The sequence below is a fragment of the Pseudomonas sp. Ost2 genome, from assembly GCF_018326065.1.
GTDB lineage: Bacteria > Pseudomonadota > Gammaproteobacteria > Pseudomonadales > Pseudomonadaceae > Aquipseudomonas > Aquipseudomonas gingeri.
Genome location: NZ_AP021904.1, coordinates 2,181,570 through 2,197,266, shown reverse-complemented (window position 1 = coordinate 2,197,266; position 15,697 = coordinate 2,181,570). Strand labels below are relative to the sequence as shown.

The 15,697-nt window shown below is 65.8% G+C and carries 4 protein-coding genes; 1 reads left to right on the top strand and 3 read right to left on the bottom strand.

Annotation, left to right across the window (positions count from 1 at the left end):
- Positions 1-102: 102 nt before the first annotated feature.
- Together KI243_RS09730 and KI243_RS09725 are read right to left on the bottom strand one after the other, a co-directional pair.
- Positions 103-13,116 carry a non-ribosomal peptide synthetase gene (locus KI243_RS09730; RefSeq protein WP_212810735.1) on the bottom strand — a complete coding sequence of 4,338 codons (13,014 nt, stop codon included), beginning with the start codon at positions 13,114-13,116 and terminating at the stop codon, positions 103-105.
- Positions 13,117-13,190: 74 nt separating this feature from the next.
- On the bottom strand, positions 13,191-13,949 hold the full coding sequence (locus tag KI243_RS09725; protein ID WP_212810734.1) for an alpha/beta fold hydrolase: 759 nt from the start codon (positions 13,947-13,949) through the stop codon (positions 13,191-13,193).
- Between the two features lie 306 nt (positions 13,950-14,255).
- On the opposite strand from KI243_RS09725, the gene KI243_RS09720 reads away from it, so the two are divergent.
- The gene (locus KI243_RS09720) at positions 14,256-14,804 is read left to right on the top strand and encodes an RNA polymerase factor sigma-70 (RefSeq protein WP_017125724.1); all 549 of its coding nucleotides are present in this window, start codon (positions 14,256-14,258) and stop codon (positions 14,802-14,804) included.
- Positions 14,805-14,866: 62 nt separating this feature from the next.
- Here the strand turns inward: KI243_RS09720 and KI243_RS09715 are convergent, their stop codons facing one another.
- Positions 14,867-15,658, bottom strand: coding sequence for a transporter substrate-binding domain-containing protein (locus KI243_RS09715; protein WP_177130121.1), 792 nt, complete (start codon positions 15,656-15,658; stop codon positions 14,867-14,869).
- Between the last annotated feature and the right edge of the window lie 39 nt (positions 15,659-15,697).

Genomic DNA, 15,697 nt, shown 5'->3' with positions numbered 1-15,697 from the left:
TGGGAATGCCTCACTGGACGCTCTGCGTCCGCTTTGGATCTGTGACGCGGAGCGCCACGGGCTGCATTCCCACGCGGAGCGTGGGAACGATCATCGGCCCTTCTACAAGTCTTCCAGCTCCGCCATCAGGTCGCTCAGGCGATCGACTTTCTCCTCGTTGATCTCATTGGCCGCCAGCCCGTCGATATAGCCAGCCAGTTCCTCCACCGTGCTGCATTCGAACATCGCCCGCAGCGGCACATTGCGTTGCAGGGTCTTCTGCACCCGTGAAGCAATCTGCGTCGCCAGCAACGAATGGCCGCCCAGTTCGAAGAAGTTGTCCAGCACCCCGACCCGCTCGACCTTCAGCACCTCAGCCCAGATCGCGGCAAGGGTGTGTTCCAGCTCGTTGCGCGGCGCCAGATAGTCCTGGCCGTGCAACTGGCCGATCTCCAGGTCCGGCAACGCCTTGCGGTCGAGCTTGCCGTTGGCGTTGAGCGGCAGGCGCTCCAGCCACAGCCAGTGCAACGGCACCATGTACTCCGGCAATGCCGCCCGCAGTCGCTGCTTGATCCGATCCAGGCCTTCACCCGGATTCAAAGCGGCGTCGGCCGCCACCAGATAGCCCACCAGATGCTTGCCGTTGACGCCTTCCTGGACGCTGACCGCCGCCTCGCGGACTTCCGGCTGCTCGTGCAGGCGGGCTTCGATTTCCCCCAGTTCGATGCGGTAACCGCGAATCTTCACCTGATGGTCGATCCGGCCGACGTACTCCAGCACGCCGTCGCTGCGCCGACGCGCCAGGTCGCCGGTGCGATACAGCCGCTCGCCCGCCGCGCCGAACGGATTGGGCACGAATACCTGGGCCGTGCGCAGCGGATCGCCGACATAACCACGACCGACACCGGTACCGGCCACGCACAACTCACCCACCGCGCCCAGCGGCACCAGTTCATCGGCCCCCGCGAGCAGGTACAGACGGTTGTTGTCGGTCGGCGTGCCGATCGGCAGGTAGCTGCCGCGGGTCGAGGCCAGGTCGACGCGGAAGAACGCCACGTCGTCCGAACATTCCGCCGGGCCATAGGCGTTGACCAGGCCGACCTGTGGATAACGCAACAGCCACTGGTGCGCCAGCTCCGGCGGCATCGCCTCGCCGGTCGGCAGCATCCAGCGCAGGCCGTCGAGGCTGACCCGTTCCTGGGCCAGCATGCCCTGGATCAGCGACGGCACGCTCTCCAGCACCGTGATCCGCTGCTGCCGGACATGGGCCAGCAAGCCTTGCGGGTCATGGGCGATGGCATTCGGCACGATATCCACACGGGCCCCGAACAACGGTGCGGCGAGGAACTGCCAGACCGAAATATCGAAGCTCTGCGAGGCCGTCTGGGCAATCACATCGGTTTCGTCCAGTGTCAGGTACGGCACCTTGCTCAACTGGTTGTTGAGCATGCCGCGCTGCTCGACCATCACCCCCTTGGGCAGGCCGGTGGAACCGGAGGTGTAGATCACGTACGCGAGGTTGTCCGGCGCACTCTGGATTCCCGGGTTGGACAGCGGGTAGGCACCCTGCTGGACCTCTTCCCACACCAGCAGTTGCGGGCGCGCGCCGCTCAGTTCGTCAAGCAGCGCCGTGGCCTGGGCACGGCACGCGGCAGTGCAGACCAGCACGGGCGTGCGGCTCAGCTCGATGATCCGGCCCAGGCGCTGGCCCGGCAAGCCAGGGTCCAGCGGCAGGTAGCCGGCGCCGGCCTTGAAGCTGCCGACGATCATCGCCAGCAGGTCGAGGCCGCGCTCGGCCAGCAGGGCCACCGGCTGGTCGAAACCGACACCGGCCGCGACCAGGGCATGGCCCAGGCGGTTGCCGCACTGGTTCAACTGCTCATAGCTGTATTGCCGGTCCAGGCAGGTCGCGACGATCCGTTGCGGATGCGCGGCCACCCGTGCCTCGAACAATGCCGCGTAACTCTGTTCCAGCGGATAGTCACGGGCACTCTGGTTGCAGCCTTCGAGCAGGAAATCGCGCTCTTCGGCGCCGAGCAGCGGCAGCTCATCCATGTCGCCATGGAAGCCCTCCACCAGCGCCAGCAGCAGGCGCTTGAACTCGCCCAGCAGGCGTTCGACGCTGCTCGCCTCGAAGTAACGCTGGTCATAGGACAGGTGCAGTCCCAGGTCATCGCCCGGATAACAGACCGCGGTCAGCGGGAAGTTGGTATGGGTGCGGCCCGAATCCGAGGTCGCATTGAGGCTCTGCGCCCGGTCCAGCACCGAGACTTCCACCGGGGCGTTCTCGAACACGAACAGGCTGTCGAACAGCGGCTGGCCCTTGGGCAGTTCGCTGTTTTCCTGGATCGTCACCAGCGGCAGATACTCGTACTCGCGCAGCTCCATATTGCGTTCGAGCAAGCCGCTGAGCCAACTGCGCACGCTGCAGCCGGCGCCGTCTTCCGGCAGTTTCACCCGCAGCGCGATGCTGTTGATGAACAGCCCGACGGTACGCTGCATCTGCGGCATCTCCACCGGACGACCGGCCACGGTGACCCCGAACAACACATCGCGATCACCGCTGAAACGGCGCAGGACCAGGGCCCAGGCCGCCTGGGCGAAGGTGTTGACGGTCAACTGGTGCTGCTGCGCCAGTTCCCGCAGCCGCGCGCCGTCACGGGGATCGAGACGGGTGTAGCGGTCGCCCACCACCATGCCGCCGCTTTCCCCGGCATGCTCACGCAGGAACGGCCGGTCGCTGGGGATATGGGTGGTGCGTTCGAAGCCTTGCAGGTTGTGTTTCCACCACTGCTTCGCCGCGGCCAGGTCCTGCCGTTGCAGCCAGCCGATATAGTCGCGGTAGCGCGGCGGCACGGCCAGTTGCGCTTCACGCCCTTCGCCGAGGGCGGTGTAGATCTCGAAGAAATCGTTCATCAGCAACGAACGGCACCAGGCATCGATCAGGATGTGGTGGTTGCTCATCATGAACCAGTAGCGTGCCGCGCCGACCTTGATCAGGCGCAGGTGGAAGGGCGCCTCGCGCAGCAGATCGAAGCCGGCCTCGCGCTCGCTCTTGAGCAGGCTCTGCAGACGGGGCTCCTGCTGGTCCTCGGGCTCGGCGCTCCAGTCCAGGTATTCGATCGGCGTGCTGCCCGGCTTGTGGATAACTTGCAGCATGTCCTCGCCGACGTTCCAGCAGAACGACGCACGCAAGGCTTCATGGCGAGCGATCACCGCCTGCCAGGCCTGGGCGAAACGCTGCGGATCGAGCTCGCTGTTGATCCGGTAGCGGTCCTGCATGTAGTACAGGCCGGTGCCCGGCTCCAGCAGGGTATGGAGCAACAGGCCCTCCTGCATCGGGGTCAGCGGATAGACGTCCTCGATCTGGCTGGCAGCCACCGGCAGCGCATCGAGTTGCCCCTGGGTCAGGCGCGCCAGCGGGAAGTCCGAGGGCGTCAGGCCGCCGGCATCGTCGCGCAGGCAATGCTCGACCAGGCTGCTCAGTTCGCCCAGGTAGGCGTCCGCCAGCTCGGCCACGGTGCTGCTGTCGAAACGCTCGCGACTGAAGGTCCAGCGCAATACCAGCTCACCGCCATAGACCTGGCTGTCGATGCTCAACTCGTTGGGCAACGGCGCCTCGGCCGCATGGGCCTCGCCCGCCGACTCTTCCAGCGGACGGAACAGCGCGTCATCGCCGAAGCTCTGGTCGAACTGACCGAGGTAGTTGAAGGTGATCGGCGCCACCGGCAGGGCCGCCATGGCCGCGCGCAGCGACGGTTCGGCCAGGTAGCGCAGCACGCCATGGCCCAGGCCCTTGTGCGGCACCCCGCGCAGTTGCTCCTTGATGGCCTTGATCGAGTCGCCCTGCCCCGCGGCTTCCTCGATATTCAGCGGGGTCAGGCGTACCGGATAGGCGCTGGTGAACCAGCCGACGGTGCGGGTCAGGTCGATCTCGTCAAACAGGGTTTCCCGGCCGTGGCCTTCCAGTTGCACCAGCGCCGACGGCTGCCCGGTCCAGCGGCAGACCACCCGCGCCAGGGCGGTCAGCAACAGGTCGTTGACCTGGGTGCGGTAGGCGCTCGGGGCCTGTTGCAGCAAGGCACGGGTCCGGGACGCATCGAGACGGACGCTGAGGGTCTCGGCATGACGATTCTGCCGCCCGCCCTGCGGACGCTCGCAGGGCAGTTCGAGGTCCGGTCCGGCCAGTTGCGCCTGCCAGCCCGCCAGCTCTTCGCGCAGCGACTCGCTGCCGGCATAGGCCTGCAGGCGGTCCGCCCAGTCACGCAGGGAACTGGTCTTCGCCGGCAATTGCGGCGCCTGACCGGCCAGCAGTTGACGGTAGGCGGTCTGCAGGTCGTCCAGCAGGATGCGCCAGGACACCCCGTCCACCACCAGGTGATGAATCGCCAGCAGCAGGCGTTGTTCGCCCTGCGGCCCGTCCACCAGCAAGGCCCGGAGCAACGGCCCCTGTTGCAGGTCGAGGCTGCGCTGGGTCTCGCTGAACAGGGCCGGGCACTGCGTCATCGCCGCGATGCGCACCTGTTGCAGCAACGGCGTCACGTCCGGCGCCCGGTATTCGGCTCGCCAGTTGCCCGCTTCGCCGGTAAAACTCAGGCGCAAGGCGTCGTGATGGACCAGCAGTGCCGCCAGGGCCTGCTCCAGCGCGTGGGGCTCGAGGGCCCGCACCGGTGCCAGGACCAGCGCCTGGTTCCAGTGCTGGCGCTGGGGAATCTCGCTGTCGAGGAACCAGTGCTGGATCGGTGTCAGGCTGCTGGCACCGCTGAGCAGGCCTTGCTCGGCGCTGATCCGCTCGCTGCGGGTTGCCACCGCCGCCAGGCTCTGCACGGTCTGGTGCTGGAACAGGTCGCGGGGGCTGAAGTGAATACCCAGCTGGCGGGCCCGGCTGACCACCTGGATCGACAGGATCGAGTCGCCCCCCAGTTCGAAGAAATTATCGTTGAGCCCGACCTGGCCGACGTTCAGTACTTCACACCAGATCCCGGCCAGGCTTTGCTCCAGCTCGTTGCTCGGCGCCACATAGTGCTGGCGGTTGAGCTCCGGGTCCGGCGCCGGCAAGGCACGCCGGTCGAGCTTGCCATTGGCGGTCAGCGGCATGCTCGCCAGCAGGATCAGGTGGGTGGGCACCATGTAGTCCGGCAACTGGCTTTTCAGGTGTGCCTTGAGCGCTTCACGCAGTTCGACCTGCCGCTCTTCCTCCCAGGTCGCCACATCGCTGACCAGGTAAGCGGCCAGTTGCTTGCCCCCGGGGGCATCCAGCGCCAGGACCACGGCCTCGCGAATCGCCGGGTGGTCCAGCAGGCGGGTTTCGATTTCCTCCAGTTCGATGCGGAAACCACGGATTTTCACCTGATGGTCGATGCGCCCGAGGTATTCCACCAGGCCATCGGCGCCCTGGCGGACCAGGTCGCCGGTGCGGTACAGGCGGGCGCCATCGCCAGCAAACGGGTCGGCGACAAAACGCTCGGCGGTGATTCCCGGACGCTGGTGATAACCCTGGGCCAGGCCGGCGCCGCCGACATACAACTCGCCGGTGGCGCCTTGCGGCACCAAGGCCAGGTCGGCATCGAGGATATAGGCCACACGGGCACCGATCACCCGGCCGATCGGGACGCTGGCCGCGCCCTCTTCCAGCTGTTCGGGTGCCAGGCTGGCCAGTGGCATGACCACGGTTTCGGTCGGGCCATAGGCGTTGAAGAACAGGCTCGGCTGGAAGGCCGCGCGAATCCGTTGCAGGTGCTCGCCGGTCAGCGCTTCGCCGCCGGTGATGCACATGCGTACCGGCAAGGTCTGCGCCTGGGTCGCCAGCCACTGGGCCAACTGGCTGCCGTAGCTCGGGGTAAAACCGAGGATATTGACCTGCTGCTCACGGATCAGCTGGCAGATTTCCTCGGCATCCCACTGCCCCTGGGCCCGCAGCACCACCCGGGCGCCGCTCAGCAACGGCACCAGCAGACGCTCGGTGGCGGCGTCAAAGTTGATCGAATAGAAATGCAGTTCGCAGTCATCGGGCTGCATGTCGAAGCGGCGGATCACCGCCTGGCAATGCATGGCGATCTCACCGTGGGAGACCACCACGCCCTTGGGCTTGCCGGTGGAACCGGAGGTGTAGATCAGGTACGCCTGGTGCTGGGGCAGGCTGATAAACGGCAGCTCGTCGCACGGGTACCCGGCCAGGGCCGGACCGTCCTGCTCCAGGCACCACTGCGCGACACCCGCCGGCAACGGCCCCAGGGCCTCGAGCAACGCGGCATTGCTCAGGAGCAAGCCGATGCCGCTGTCTTCGATCATGTAGTTGAGGCGATCCAGCGGGTATTCCGGGTCCAGCGGCACGTAGGCGCCGCCGGCCTTGAGAATCGCCAGCAGGCCGATAACCATCTCCAGCGACCGCTCCAGTGCCAGACCGACCCGCACCTGCGGGCCCACGCCCTGCTCGCGCAGGCGCCAGGCCAGGCGATTGGCCCGGGCATCGAGTTCGGCATAGCTCAGGGTCTGGCCGGCAAAGGTCAGTGCCGGCGCCTGTGGCCGGGCTTCGGCCTGCTGGCTGAACAGGCGGTGGATGCACTGGTCGAGCCGCTGTTCGCCGTCTTCCGCCCCCAGGCTGGCAAACAGCGCCTGCTGTTCGTCGGCCTGCAACAACGGCAACTCGCTCAGGCGCTGCCGCTGATCGCCGATCAGGGCCTCCAGCAGGTTGCGCCAGTGTCCGGCCATGCGCGCGATGCGCGGTTCGTCGAACAGGTCGGTACTGTAGGTCAGGCAGCAACCCAGGCGGTGGTCGAGGTCGGTGACTTCCAGGTTGAGGTCGAACTTGGTCGCCCGGGCATCGTTGACCAGGTATTCGACTTTCATCCCACCCAGGCTGCGGCTCTGCTGGAACTCCCAGCGCTGGACGTTGCACATCACTTGGAACAGCGGGTTGTAGGCGGCGCTGCGAGGCGGTTGCAGGGCTTCCACCAGATGATCGAACGGCAGGTCCTGATGGGACTGGCCTTCGATCACGGTGTGGCGTACCTGCTCGAACAACGCCTCGACACACATCTGCCCGTCGAGCTGGCAGCGCAGCACCTGGGTATTGAGGAAGGCGCCGATCAGGCCCTCGCTTTCCGGCCGGATCCGGTTGGCCACCGGCGCGCCGATACGCAGGTCGGTCTGGCCGCTGTAGCGATAGAGCAGCACGGACAACGCGGCGGTCATGGTCATGAACAGGGTCAGGCCATGTTGCGCGTTGAACGCCCGGACCCGTGCCGCCAGCTCGTCGCTGAGGTCGAAGCGGTACAACTCGCCACGATGACTCTGTACCGCGGGCCGTGGGCGGTCGCCCGGCAATTCGAGCAACGGATGTTCGTTGCCCAGTTGCGCGGTCCAGTAGTCCAGCTGGCGCTGGCGCTCGCCGGACTCCAGCCACTGGCGCTGCCAGACGCTGTAGTCGAGGTACTGCACCGGCAACGGCGGCAGCGGCGACTCGCGCCCGTCGATAAACGCCTCGTAGAGCGCACTCAGTTCGCGGGCGAAGATATCCATCGCCCAGCCTTCGGTGACGATGTGGTGCAGGGTCAGGACAAAGTAATGCTCCTGCTCCCCGGCCTTGACCAGGCAGGCCCGCAGCAACGGTCCGCTCTCCAGGTCGAACGGCAGGTGCGCTTCGCTGTCGGCCAGTTGTTGCACACGTTGCTCGCGCGCCTCGCGATCAAGGGCCGAGAAATCCTTCCAGGCCAGGCGGATACCGGTCTCGGCGGCCACCCGCTGGTGGGCCACGCCATCGATGCTCGGGAAGGTCGTGCGCAGGGTTTCATGGCGCAGGATCAACGCCTGCAATGCGGCCTCGAAACAGGCCACATCGAGCACGCCGGTAAACCGCGCCATGCCGCCGACGTTATAGGCCGGACTGTCCGGCTCCATCTGCCAGAGGAACCACATGCGCTGCTGGGAATAGGACAACGGCACCAACTGGCTGCGGTCGACGGTGCCGATCGCCGATTGCGGGTTGCGCCGGCCGGACAGCTGGATCAGGCGGACCTGCTCGGCGAACGCGCCCAGTTCCGGGGCCTCGAACAACACCCGCAACGGCAGCTCGACATCGCAGGCCTGGCGGGTGCGGGAAATGATCTGGGTCGCCAGCAGCGAATGGCCGCCGAGGGCAAAGAAATCATCGCCCAGGCCGACGCGTGGCTGGCCCAGCACTTCACGCCAGATCGCGGCAATCTGCTGCTCCAGCGCCGTGCCCGGCTCGATATGCTCGCGCACCTGCCACTGCGGCTCGGGCAGGGCCTTGCGGTCCAGCTTGCCGCTGGGGCTCAGGGGCATGGCGTCCAGGCGCATCAGTTGCGCCGGCACCATGTATTCCGGCAACTGCGCCGCCAGGGCGGCCTTGAGCAGGGCAGCCTGGACGTCATCGGTTTGCGTCGCCTCGGGACTGGTGTAGTAGCCTATCAGTTGCCCGCCGGCAGCGGTCTGGCGCACCAGCACCACCGCCTGGGCGACACCGTCCAGGGCCAGCAGGCGCGCTTCGATTTCCTCCGGCTCGACCCGGAAGCCACGCAGCTTGACCTGCTGGTCCAGGCGACCGAGGTATTCCAGCACACCATCGGCACCCCAGCGAACACGGTCACCGGTGCGGTACAGGCGTTCGCCCGCCGCCCCCAGCGGATCGGCGACAAAACGCTCGGCGGTCAGCCCGGCACGTCCCAGGTAACCACGGGCCAGACCGATGCCACCGATGCACAATTCACCCGGCACGCCGCTGGGCAGCGGGTTCAGGTCGGCGTCGAGGACCCGACACAGCACGTTGCCCAGGGGCCGGCCGATCGGCGAACGCTCGCCGTCGGCCAACTGGCAATGCCAGTGGGTGACGTTGATCGCGGTTTCGGTCGGGCCGTAGCGGTTGTGCAACCGCACCTGCGGCAATTGCTCCAGCACCCGGTTACGCAGCTCGGCGGGCAACGCCTCGCCACCGCAGAACAGCCGTCGCAGACTGGCACACTGCGCCACCTGTGGCTCATCGATAAACAGTTGCAGCAGCGGCGGCACGAAGTGCAGCGTGGTTACGCCAAAGGCCTGCACCAGTTGCGCGATGCGATACGGGTCGCGGTGTTCGCCGGGACCGGCGAGCACCAACTTGCAACCGGTGATCAGCGGCCAGAAACACTCCCACACCGAAACGTCGAAACTGATCGGCGCCTTCTGCATCAGCACGTCGCTGGCGTCGAGGGCGTAAGTCGCCTGCATCCATTGCAGCCGCTCGGCCAGGGCCGCGTGGGTATTGCCGACGCCCTTGGGCTGGCCGGTGGAACCGGAGGTGTAGATCACATAGGCCAGGTTGTCGCCATGCAGGTGCAGGCCCGGGGCCTGGCTCGGCCAGTTGTCGAGCTTGAGCAGGTCCATCGCCACGGCGCTGACGCCGGCGCTCACCGGCAGGTCGTCGAGCAGATGGCTCTGGGTCAGCAGCAATTCGACACCGCTGTCGGCGAGCATATAGGCCAGGCGTTCGCGAGGATAATCCGGATCCAGCGGCACATAGGCACCGCCGGCCTTGATGATCGCCAGCAAGCCGACCAGTAACTGTGGTGAACGTTCGGCGGCAATCGCCACCGGCACATCCGGACCGACGCCCTTGTCGCGCAGATAGTGGGCCAGGCGATTGGCCTGGGCATGCAGCTCGGCAAAGTCGAGGCTGCCGCCCTCCCACAACAGGGCAATGCGTTCCGGGGTCAGCAGCGCCTGCCGGTTCAACAGCTCGGGCAGCCACTGGCGGGCTTCGGCACACGGCGCGACGCTCCACTGGCGTTGCTGTTGCTGTTCAGCCGCGGTCAGCAACGACAGGTCGCCAATGGCCTGTTGCGGCTGGCTCGTGACCTGCTGCAGCAGGCTGACGAAATGCCCGGCTAGGCGCGCGATGGTCGCCTCGTCGAACAATTCGTCGGCGTAGTCGAAAGCCAGACTCAGGCGGCCATTGCGATCTTCCTCGCTGTGCAGTTGCAGGTCGAACTTGGCCTCGCGGCTGTGCCAGGGCAGTTCGTCGGCCAGCAGCCCCGGCAGGCGGCGCAAGGCACCGAGGTCGCGCTGCTGGTGGTTGAACATGACCTGGAACAGGCCCTGCTCGCGAGCCTCGGGGAAGGCTTCGAGCAGTTGTTCGAACGGCAGGTCCTGGTTGGCCTGGGCCTCCAGGGTCGCCTGGCGGGTTTGTGCCAGCAGGTCGGCGAACGGCAGGCGCGGGTCCAGCTCGGCACGTAGTACCAGGGTATTGATAAAGAAGCCGATCAGCCCCTGGGTTTCCAGGCGCGGGCGGTTGGCGCTCGGTACGCCGATGCGGATATCGCGCTGGCCGCTGTAGCGGTGCAGCAGGCTCTGGAACGTCGCCAGCAACAGCATGAACGGCGTCGCCTCGCAGGCCTGGGCGGCCTCGCGCACCGCCTGGCTGAGCGGGGCATCCAGGCGCAGGTTCAGGCGCGCTGCGCTGTGGCGTTGCTGTGCCGAACGCGGATGATCGGTAGCCAGATCGAGCGTCGGTTGCTCGGCGCCCAGGTGCGTTTTCCAGTACGCCAGCTGGCGCTGGCTTTCGCCCTGGGCCAGCCACTGGCGCTGCCAGCTGCCGTAGTCGGCGTACTGCAACGGCAACGGCGCCAGTTCGGCGACCTGGCCCTGGGCAGCCGCCGCGTACAGCCGGGAGAATTCGTCGATAAGGATATTCAGCGACCAGCCATCGGCAATGATGTGGTGCATCGTCACCAGCAACTGGTGTTCCTGGTCGTCCAGGCGCACCAGGGTCACCCACAGCAGCGGCCCCTTCTCCAGGTCGAACCGGGTGTGGGCTTCATCCTCGCGGATCTGCCGGGCGCGGGCCTCACGCTGCTCCGCCGGCAGGTCGCCGAGATCGATCAGTTGAAGTTCGAACGCGACATGGGCCTCGACCCGTTGCAGGGCCTGCCCATCGCGCTCGTGGAAACGCGTGCGCAGGGATTCGTGGCGTTCGATCAGTTGCTCGAAGCTGCTGCGCAGCGCCGCTTCGTCCAGCTCGCCGCGCAGGCGCAAGGCACCGGGAATCGTGTAGGCGCTGCTGTCGGGATCCAGTTGCCAGAGGAACCACAAGCGGTTCTGGGCCAAGGACTGCGGCAGATCTTCATGGCGCGACAAACGCGCGATAGCGCCCTGGGCCAGCCCGCCGTCCTGTTGCTGGCGCGCCACCTGGGTGGCGAACGAGGCCAGGGTCGGCGCCTCGAACAACAACCGCAGGTTCAATTCGATGCCCAGCTCTTCACGCAATCGCGCAACCACCTGGGTCGCCAGGATCGAGTTGCCGCCCAGCAGGAAGAAATGGTCGTCGCCGGCAATCTGCCGCAGTTGCAACTGTTCGCACCAGATTCGTCCGATCAGGCCCTGCAGATCATCGGCAACCGCCGCGGCCACCTCGCCTTGGGCAGTGGCCTGGTCGGGGAACAGCGCATAACTGTCGAGGCTGCCATCGGCCAGCCGGCTGCGACAGGCGGAACGTTGCAACTTGCCGCTGGAGGTCTTCGGCAAGGCCCCCGGATTGAGCAGCACCACCACGCTGGGCGCTTCCTGGCAGGCCTCGGCCACGGCCTGGCGGATGGCCTTGATCAGAGCTTCGGCAGGCAGGATCTTCTGCACGCTGCGGCTGATCTCGGCGGCGATGCCGATGCCTTCCTGGCCGTCGCGAGTGACGGCAAAAGCGGCAACCCGGCCCTTGCGCACCACTTCCACTTCGCGCTCGACGGTTTGCTCGATGTCCTGGGGATAGAGGTTGTGCCCACGCACGATCAGCATGTCTTTCAGGCGCCCGGTGATGTACAGCTCACCCTCGCGCAGGAAGCCCAGGTCGCCGGTGCGCAGCCAGGTGCGGCCGTCATGCCGGACAAAGGTCTTGGCCGACGCCTCGGGGTTGCGCCAGTAACCCTGGGCAATGCTCGGGCCGGCGGCCCAGACCTCGCCGACGTGGTTGTCGCCGAGTACCTGCAAGGTGTTCGGCTCGACCACCCGCACCGCGTGCTCGGGCTGGCTGGTGCCACAACTCATGATCGGACTGCCCGCGCCCTGCTCCGCGCGGTTCTGCGCGAGCGCCGCCTCATCCAGGCGCAACGCCGCAATTCCCCGGCCACGCTGGCCACCGGCAACGAACAGGGTGGCTTCCGCCAGGCCATAGGACGCGAAATAGCTCTGCTCGCGGAAACCGCACGGCGCGAACTTCTCGGCGAAACGTTCGAGGGTGTCGAAGCGGATCGGTTCGGAACCGGAATAGGCCACGCGCCAGCCGCTCAGGTCGAGCCGGGCCAGGGCGCTTTCGCTGACCCGCTCGCTGCACAGCCGATAGGCGAAGTCCGGCCCGCCGCTGATGGTCCCGCCGTACTCGCTGATCGCCTCCAGCCAGCGCAACGGGCGGCCGAGGAAATACGCCGGCGACATCAGCACACAAGGCACGCCACTGAAGATCGGTTGCAGCAGGCCGCCGATCAGGCCCATGTCGTGGTACAGCGGCAACCAGCTGACGATCACGTCGTCGGGATTGAGGTCGATACCGAAGCCGTGGCGGATCAGCAATTCGTTGGCGACCAGGTTGCCGTGGCTGACCTGCACGCCCTTGGGCAACGCGGTGGAGCCGGAGGTGTATTGCAGGAAGGCGATGTCATCCGGCTGCACCCCGGGTTCCTGCCAGGCAGCGGCCAACCCGCTGTCGAGGGTATCGACACAGAGCAGTTGCGGTGCATCGGCGGCCGACAGTTCGTCCATCTGCAACAATGGCTCGCGCAGGTCGGCGCTGGTCAATACCAGGCGCGGCTCGGCATCGGCGATGATAGACAGCAGGCGTTCCTGGTGATGACGACGGGTCGACTCCGGCGGATAGGCCGGCACCGCGATCACCCCGGCGTACAGGCAACCGAAGAACGCCGCGACATAGTCCGGGCCGCTGGGGAACAACAGCACCGCACGGTCGCCCAGCCGCGCATCGGCCTGCAGGGCCGCGGCGATGGTGCGGGCCCGCAGGTCCAGATCCCGATAACTGAGGACCGCGCCCTGCTCCTTGTCTTCGGCGAGAAAACGCAGCGCCACTCGATCCGGAGTCTGCAGCGCACGGCGTTGAAGGGCCTGGGCCAGGGTATTGGGGAGTTCGAACGCGTCCATCATGGGGATTCCTGCCTGGAGTCGGCTAGCAAATTGAATTCTTGGATAGGGCTGCGCCCGCGGGCGCAACACGGGTGTCAGCTGGCGGCGCGGGTCAACTGACGGGCCTGGTCATTGCGCCAGCGCGCCAGGTGCTGGTCGGCATAACGACGCAGGTGGCGCAGCAGCGCGGCTTCCTGCTCGATCAGGTAGAAGTGATGGCCCTCGAACATGTCCAGGGAAAAGCCGGTGGCGGTTTCTTCCTGCCAGTCGAGCAGTTCATCGACGCGGACACTGTCCTGCTTGCCGCCAAACACGTGGATCGGCACAGACAACGATTCGCGCTCGCCGTACTGGAAACTGCCGCAGAGCAGGAAGTCGGCACGCAGGATGGGCAGCATCATCTGCATCAGGTCGCTGTTGGCCAGGGCATCCGCCGGGGTGCCCTTGAGGTCGCGCAGGCGCTCCAGCAGTTGTTCGTCGGTTTTCGCCAGGGCGTACTCACTGACATCGCGCCTGGCCGGCCCGGCCGTGGCAGAAGCAAACAACGCCAGTGGCGCCGGCAACCCGCGGGCGCGCAGCACATGGGCCAGCTCGAACGCCAGCAAGCCGCCAAGGCTGTGGCCGAACAAGGCATAGGGACGGTCCAGCTCGGCGGCGATTTCATCCGCCAACTGCCGGGCCAGGCGCGCGATATCCACCTGCAGCGGCTCGTTCATGCGCATGCCGCGTCCCGGCAACTCCAGCGGGCGCACCTGCAGCCACTCCGGCAGCTTGCGCCGCCAGCGGCTGTAGACCATGGCGCTGGCGCCGGAATAGGGAAGGCAGAACAGGCGAAGGTTCAAAGAGGTGCTCATGCCCAGCCACCGTTGCGATTAACCATTGCGCCCTCCTCACGGGTATCGATCCTTGACCGGGTCGCTTACCCGGCCTGTCCACATGAGAACGGATGACGTTGGCAAATAATTAGTCCGGCGCGGCGCCACGCGTCAGCGGACAAACGCCCCAGGGCGGTGCGTCATGTCTCGGTAATGCATCAGCAGGTATCATTAATTCTACTTCTCAATTGACAATCATTATCATTCAACATAATTTGTCGCTCGATGTGTAGCCAGTCGCTGACAGACCCCGGCCTACAACCTATTCGCTACAAGGTGATTTCCATGACGGAACAAGTATCCACAAGCAGGTGTGATTCACCGTTACTCCAGGCCTTTGTCGACAATCGCCTGATCCTGGTCAAGATCGCCGCGCGCATCACCGGGTGCCGCTCGCGGGCCGAGGACGTGGTACAGGACGCGTTTTTCCGGCTGCAATCGGCGCCGCAGATCACCTCGTCGTTCAAGGCCCAGCTCAGCTATCTATTCCAGATCGTGCGTAACCTGGCGATTGATCACTATCGCAAGCAGGCCTTGGAACTGAAGTACTCGGGGCCGGAGGAGGAAGGGTTGAATGTGGTCATCCACGGTGCTTCGCCAGAAACCTCGCACATCAACTTCTCGACGCTGGAGCATATCGCCGACGCGCTGACCGAGTTGCCACAGCGCACCCGCTATGCCTTCGAGATGTATCGCCTGCACGGCGTGCCGCAAAAGGACATCGCCAAGGAACTGGGCGTATCGCCGACGCTGGTGAACTTCATGATCCGCGACGCACTGGTGCACTGCCGCAAGGTCTCGGGGACCCGCGGCGACACCTTCGCCCGGCGCTGAGCGCTGGCAGGCAGAAAGAGCGGGGACACCCGCTCATTGTCAGGACATGACCGGCAGGCGCGTCAGAGCGGCGCCCTGGTCGCATCGGCCACGGGCATGACCGTGATCCGATAAGGCTGGAAGATCTTCAGCAACTCGCCATTGTCGCGCAGGCGCTGCAACAGCCGAGCAAAGACCTCCCCACTGATCGGCGCCTTCGGACTCAGCAGGGCGTAGTGGTGATAGACCTGATCGATCCGCTCGGAGATCAGCAACTCCTTGGCGGTTCCCGGATTGCGGCCCAGGTAGTCGAACAGATAGGAACGGGTGACCAGGGCGATATCCGCCCGACCGCGCAGCACCATCAGCAGGTTGCTGTCATGGGAATAGGTCAGCGTGGCGTTATAGGTCTCGGCGAGAAACTTGGGGTCGGCATTGAACTGCGCGAACTCGTAGTGATAACCGCTGAACAGCGCCAGGCGCTTGCCTTTCAGGTCGGCAAAATAAGCCTGGCCACGATCCGGCTTGTGCTGGGCAACAAAGATCTCGGCATCTTCCAGGCCCATGTCGACATTGACGTGGGGAATCTCCTTCCAGCCCCACTCCGGGTTCTCGAAGATCGCCATGTCGGTGCGACCTTCTTCGAAATCGCGAAAACGTCGGGGAATCGAGGTCGGCACCAGGACAAAACGGTAGTCGCTCTGCAAGGCGTTCAAGGCTTCGGCCAGTTGCGGCAGCACACCGGTATCGGCGCCCTGCTCGGGTCGAATGGTGTAGGGCGGAAAGTGCGCGGCACCAATCTTGACTTCTTGCGCGGCCGACACGGTTTGCACCGCCAGCACCCCCAGCGCCAACCCTAGAATTCGGAATGCCATCCGTACTGGCGAAAGGTTCAAGGCCACGCACCTCAGAAA

What these genes read in the sequence shown, in the direction of transcription:
- KI243_RS09730 (WP_212810735.1), bottom strand. Translation starts at nt 13,116, where the DNA reads ATGATGGACGCGTTCGAACTCCCCAATACCCTGGCCCAGGCCCTTCAA.
- KI243_RS09715 (WP_177130121.1), bottom strand. Translation starts at nt 15,658, where the DNA reads ATGGCATTCCGAATTCTAGGGTTGGCGCTGGGGGTGCTGGCGGTGCAA.
- KI243_RS09720 (WP_017125724.1), top strand. Translation starts at nt 14,256, where the DNA reads ATGACGGAACAAGTATCCACAAGCAGGTGTGATTCACCGTTACTCCAG.
- KI243_RS09725 (WP_212810734.1), bottom strand. Translation starts at nt 13,949, where the DNA reads ATGAGCACCTCTTTGAACCTTCGCCTGTTCTGCCTTCCCTATTCCGGC.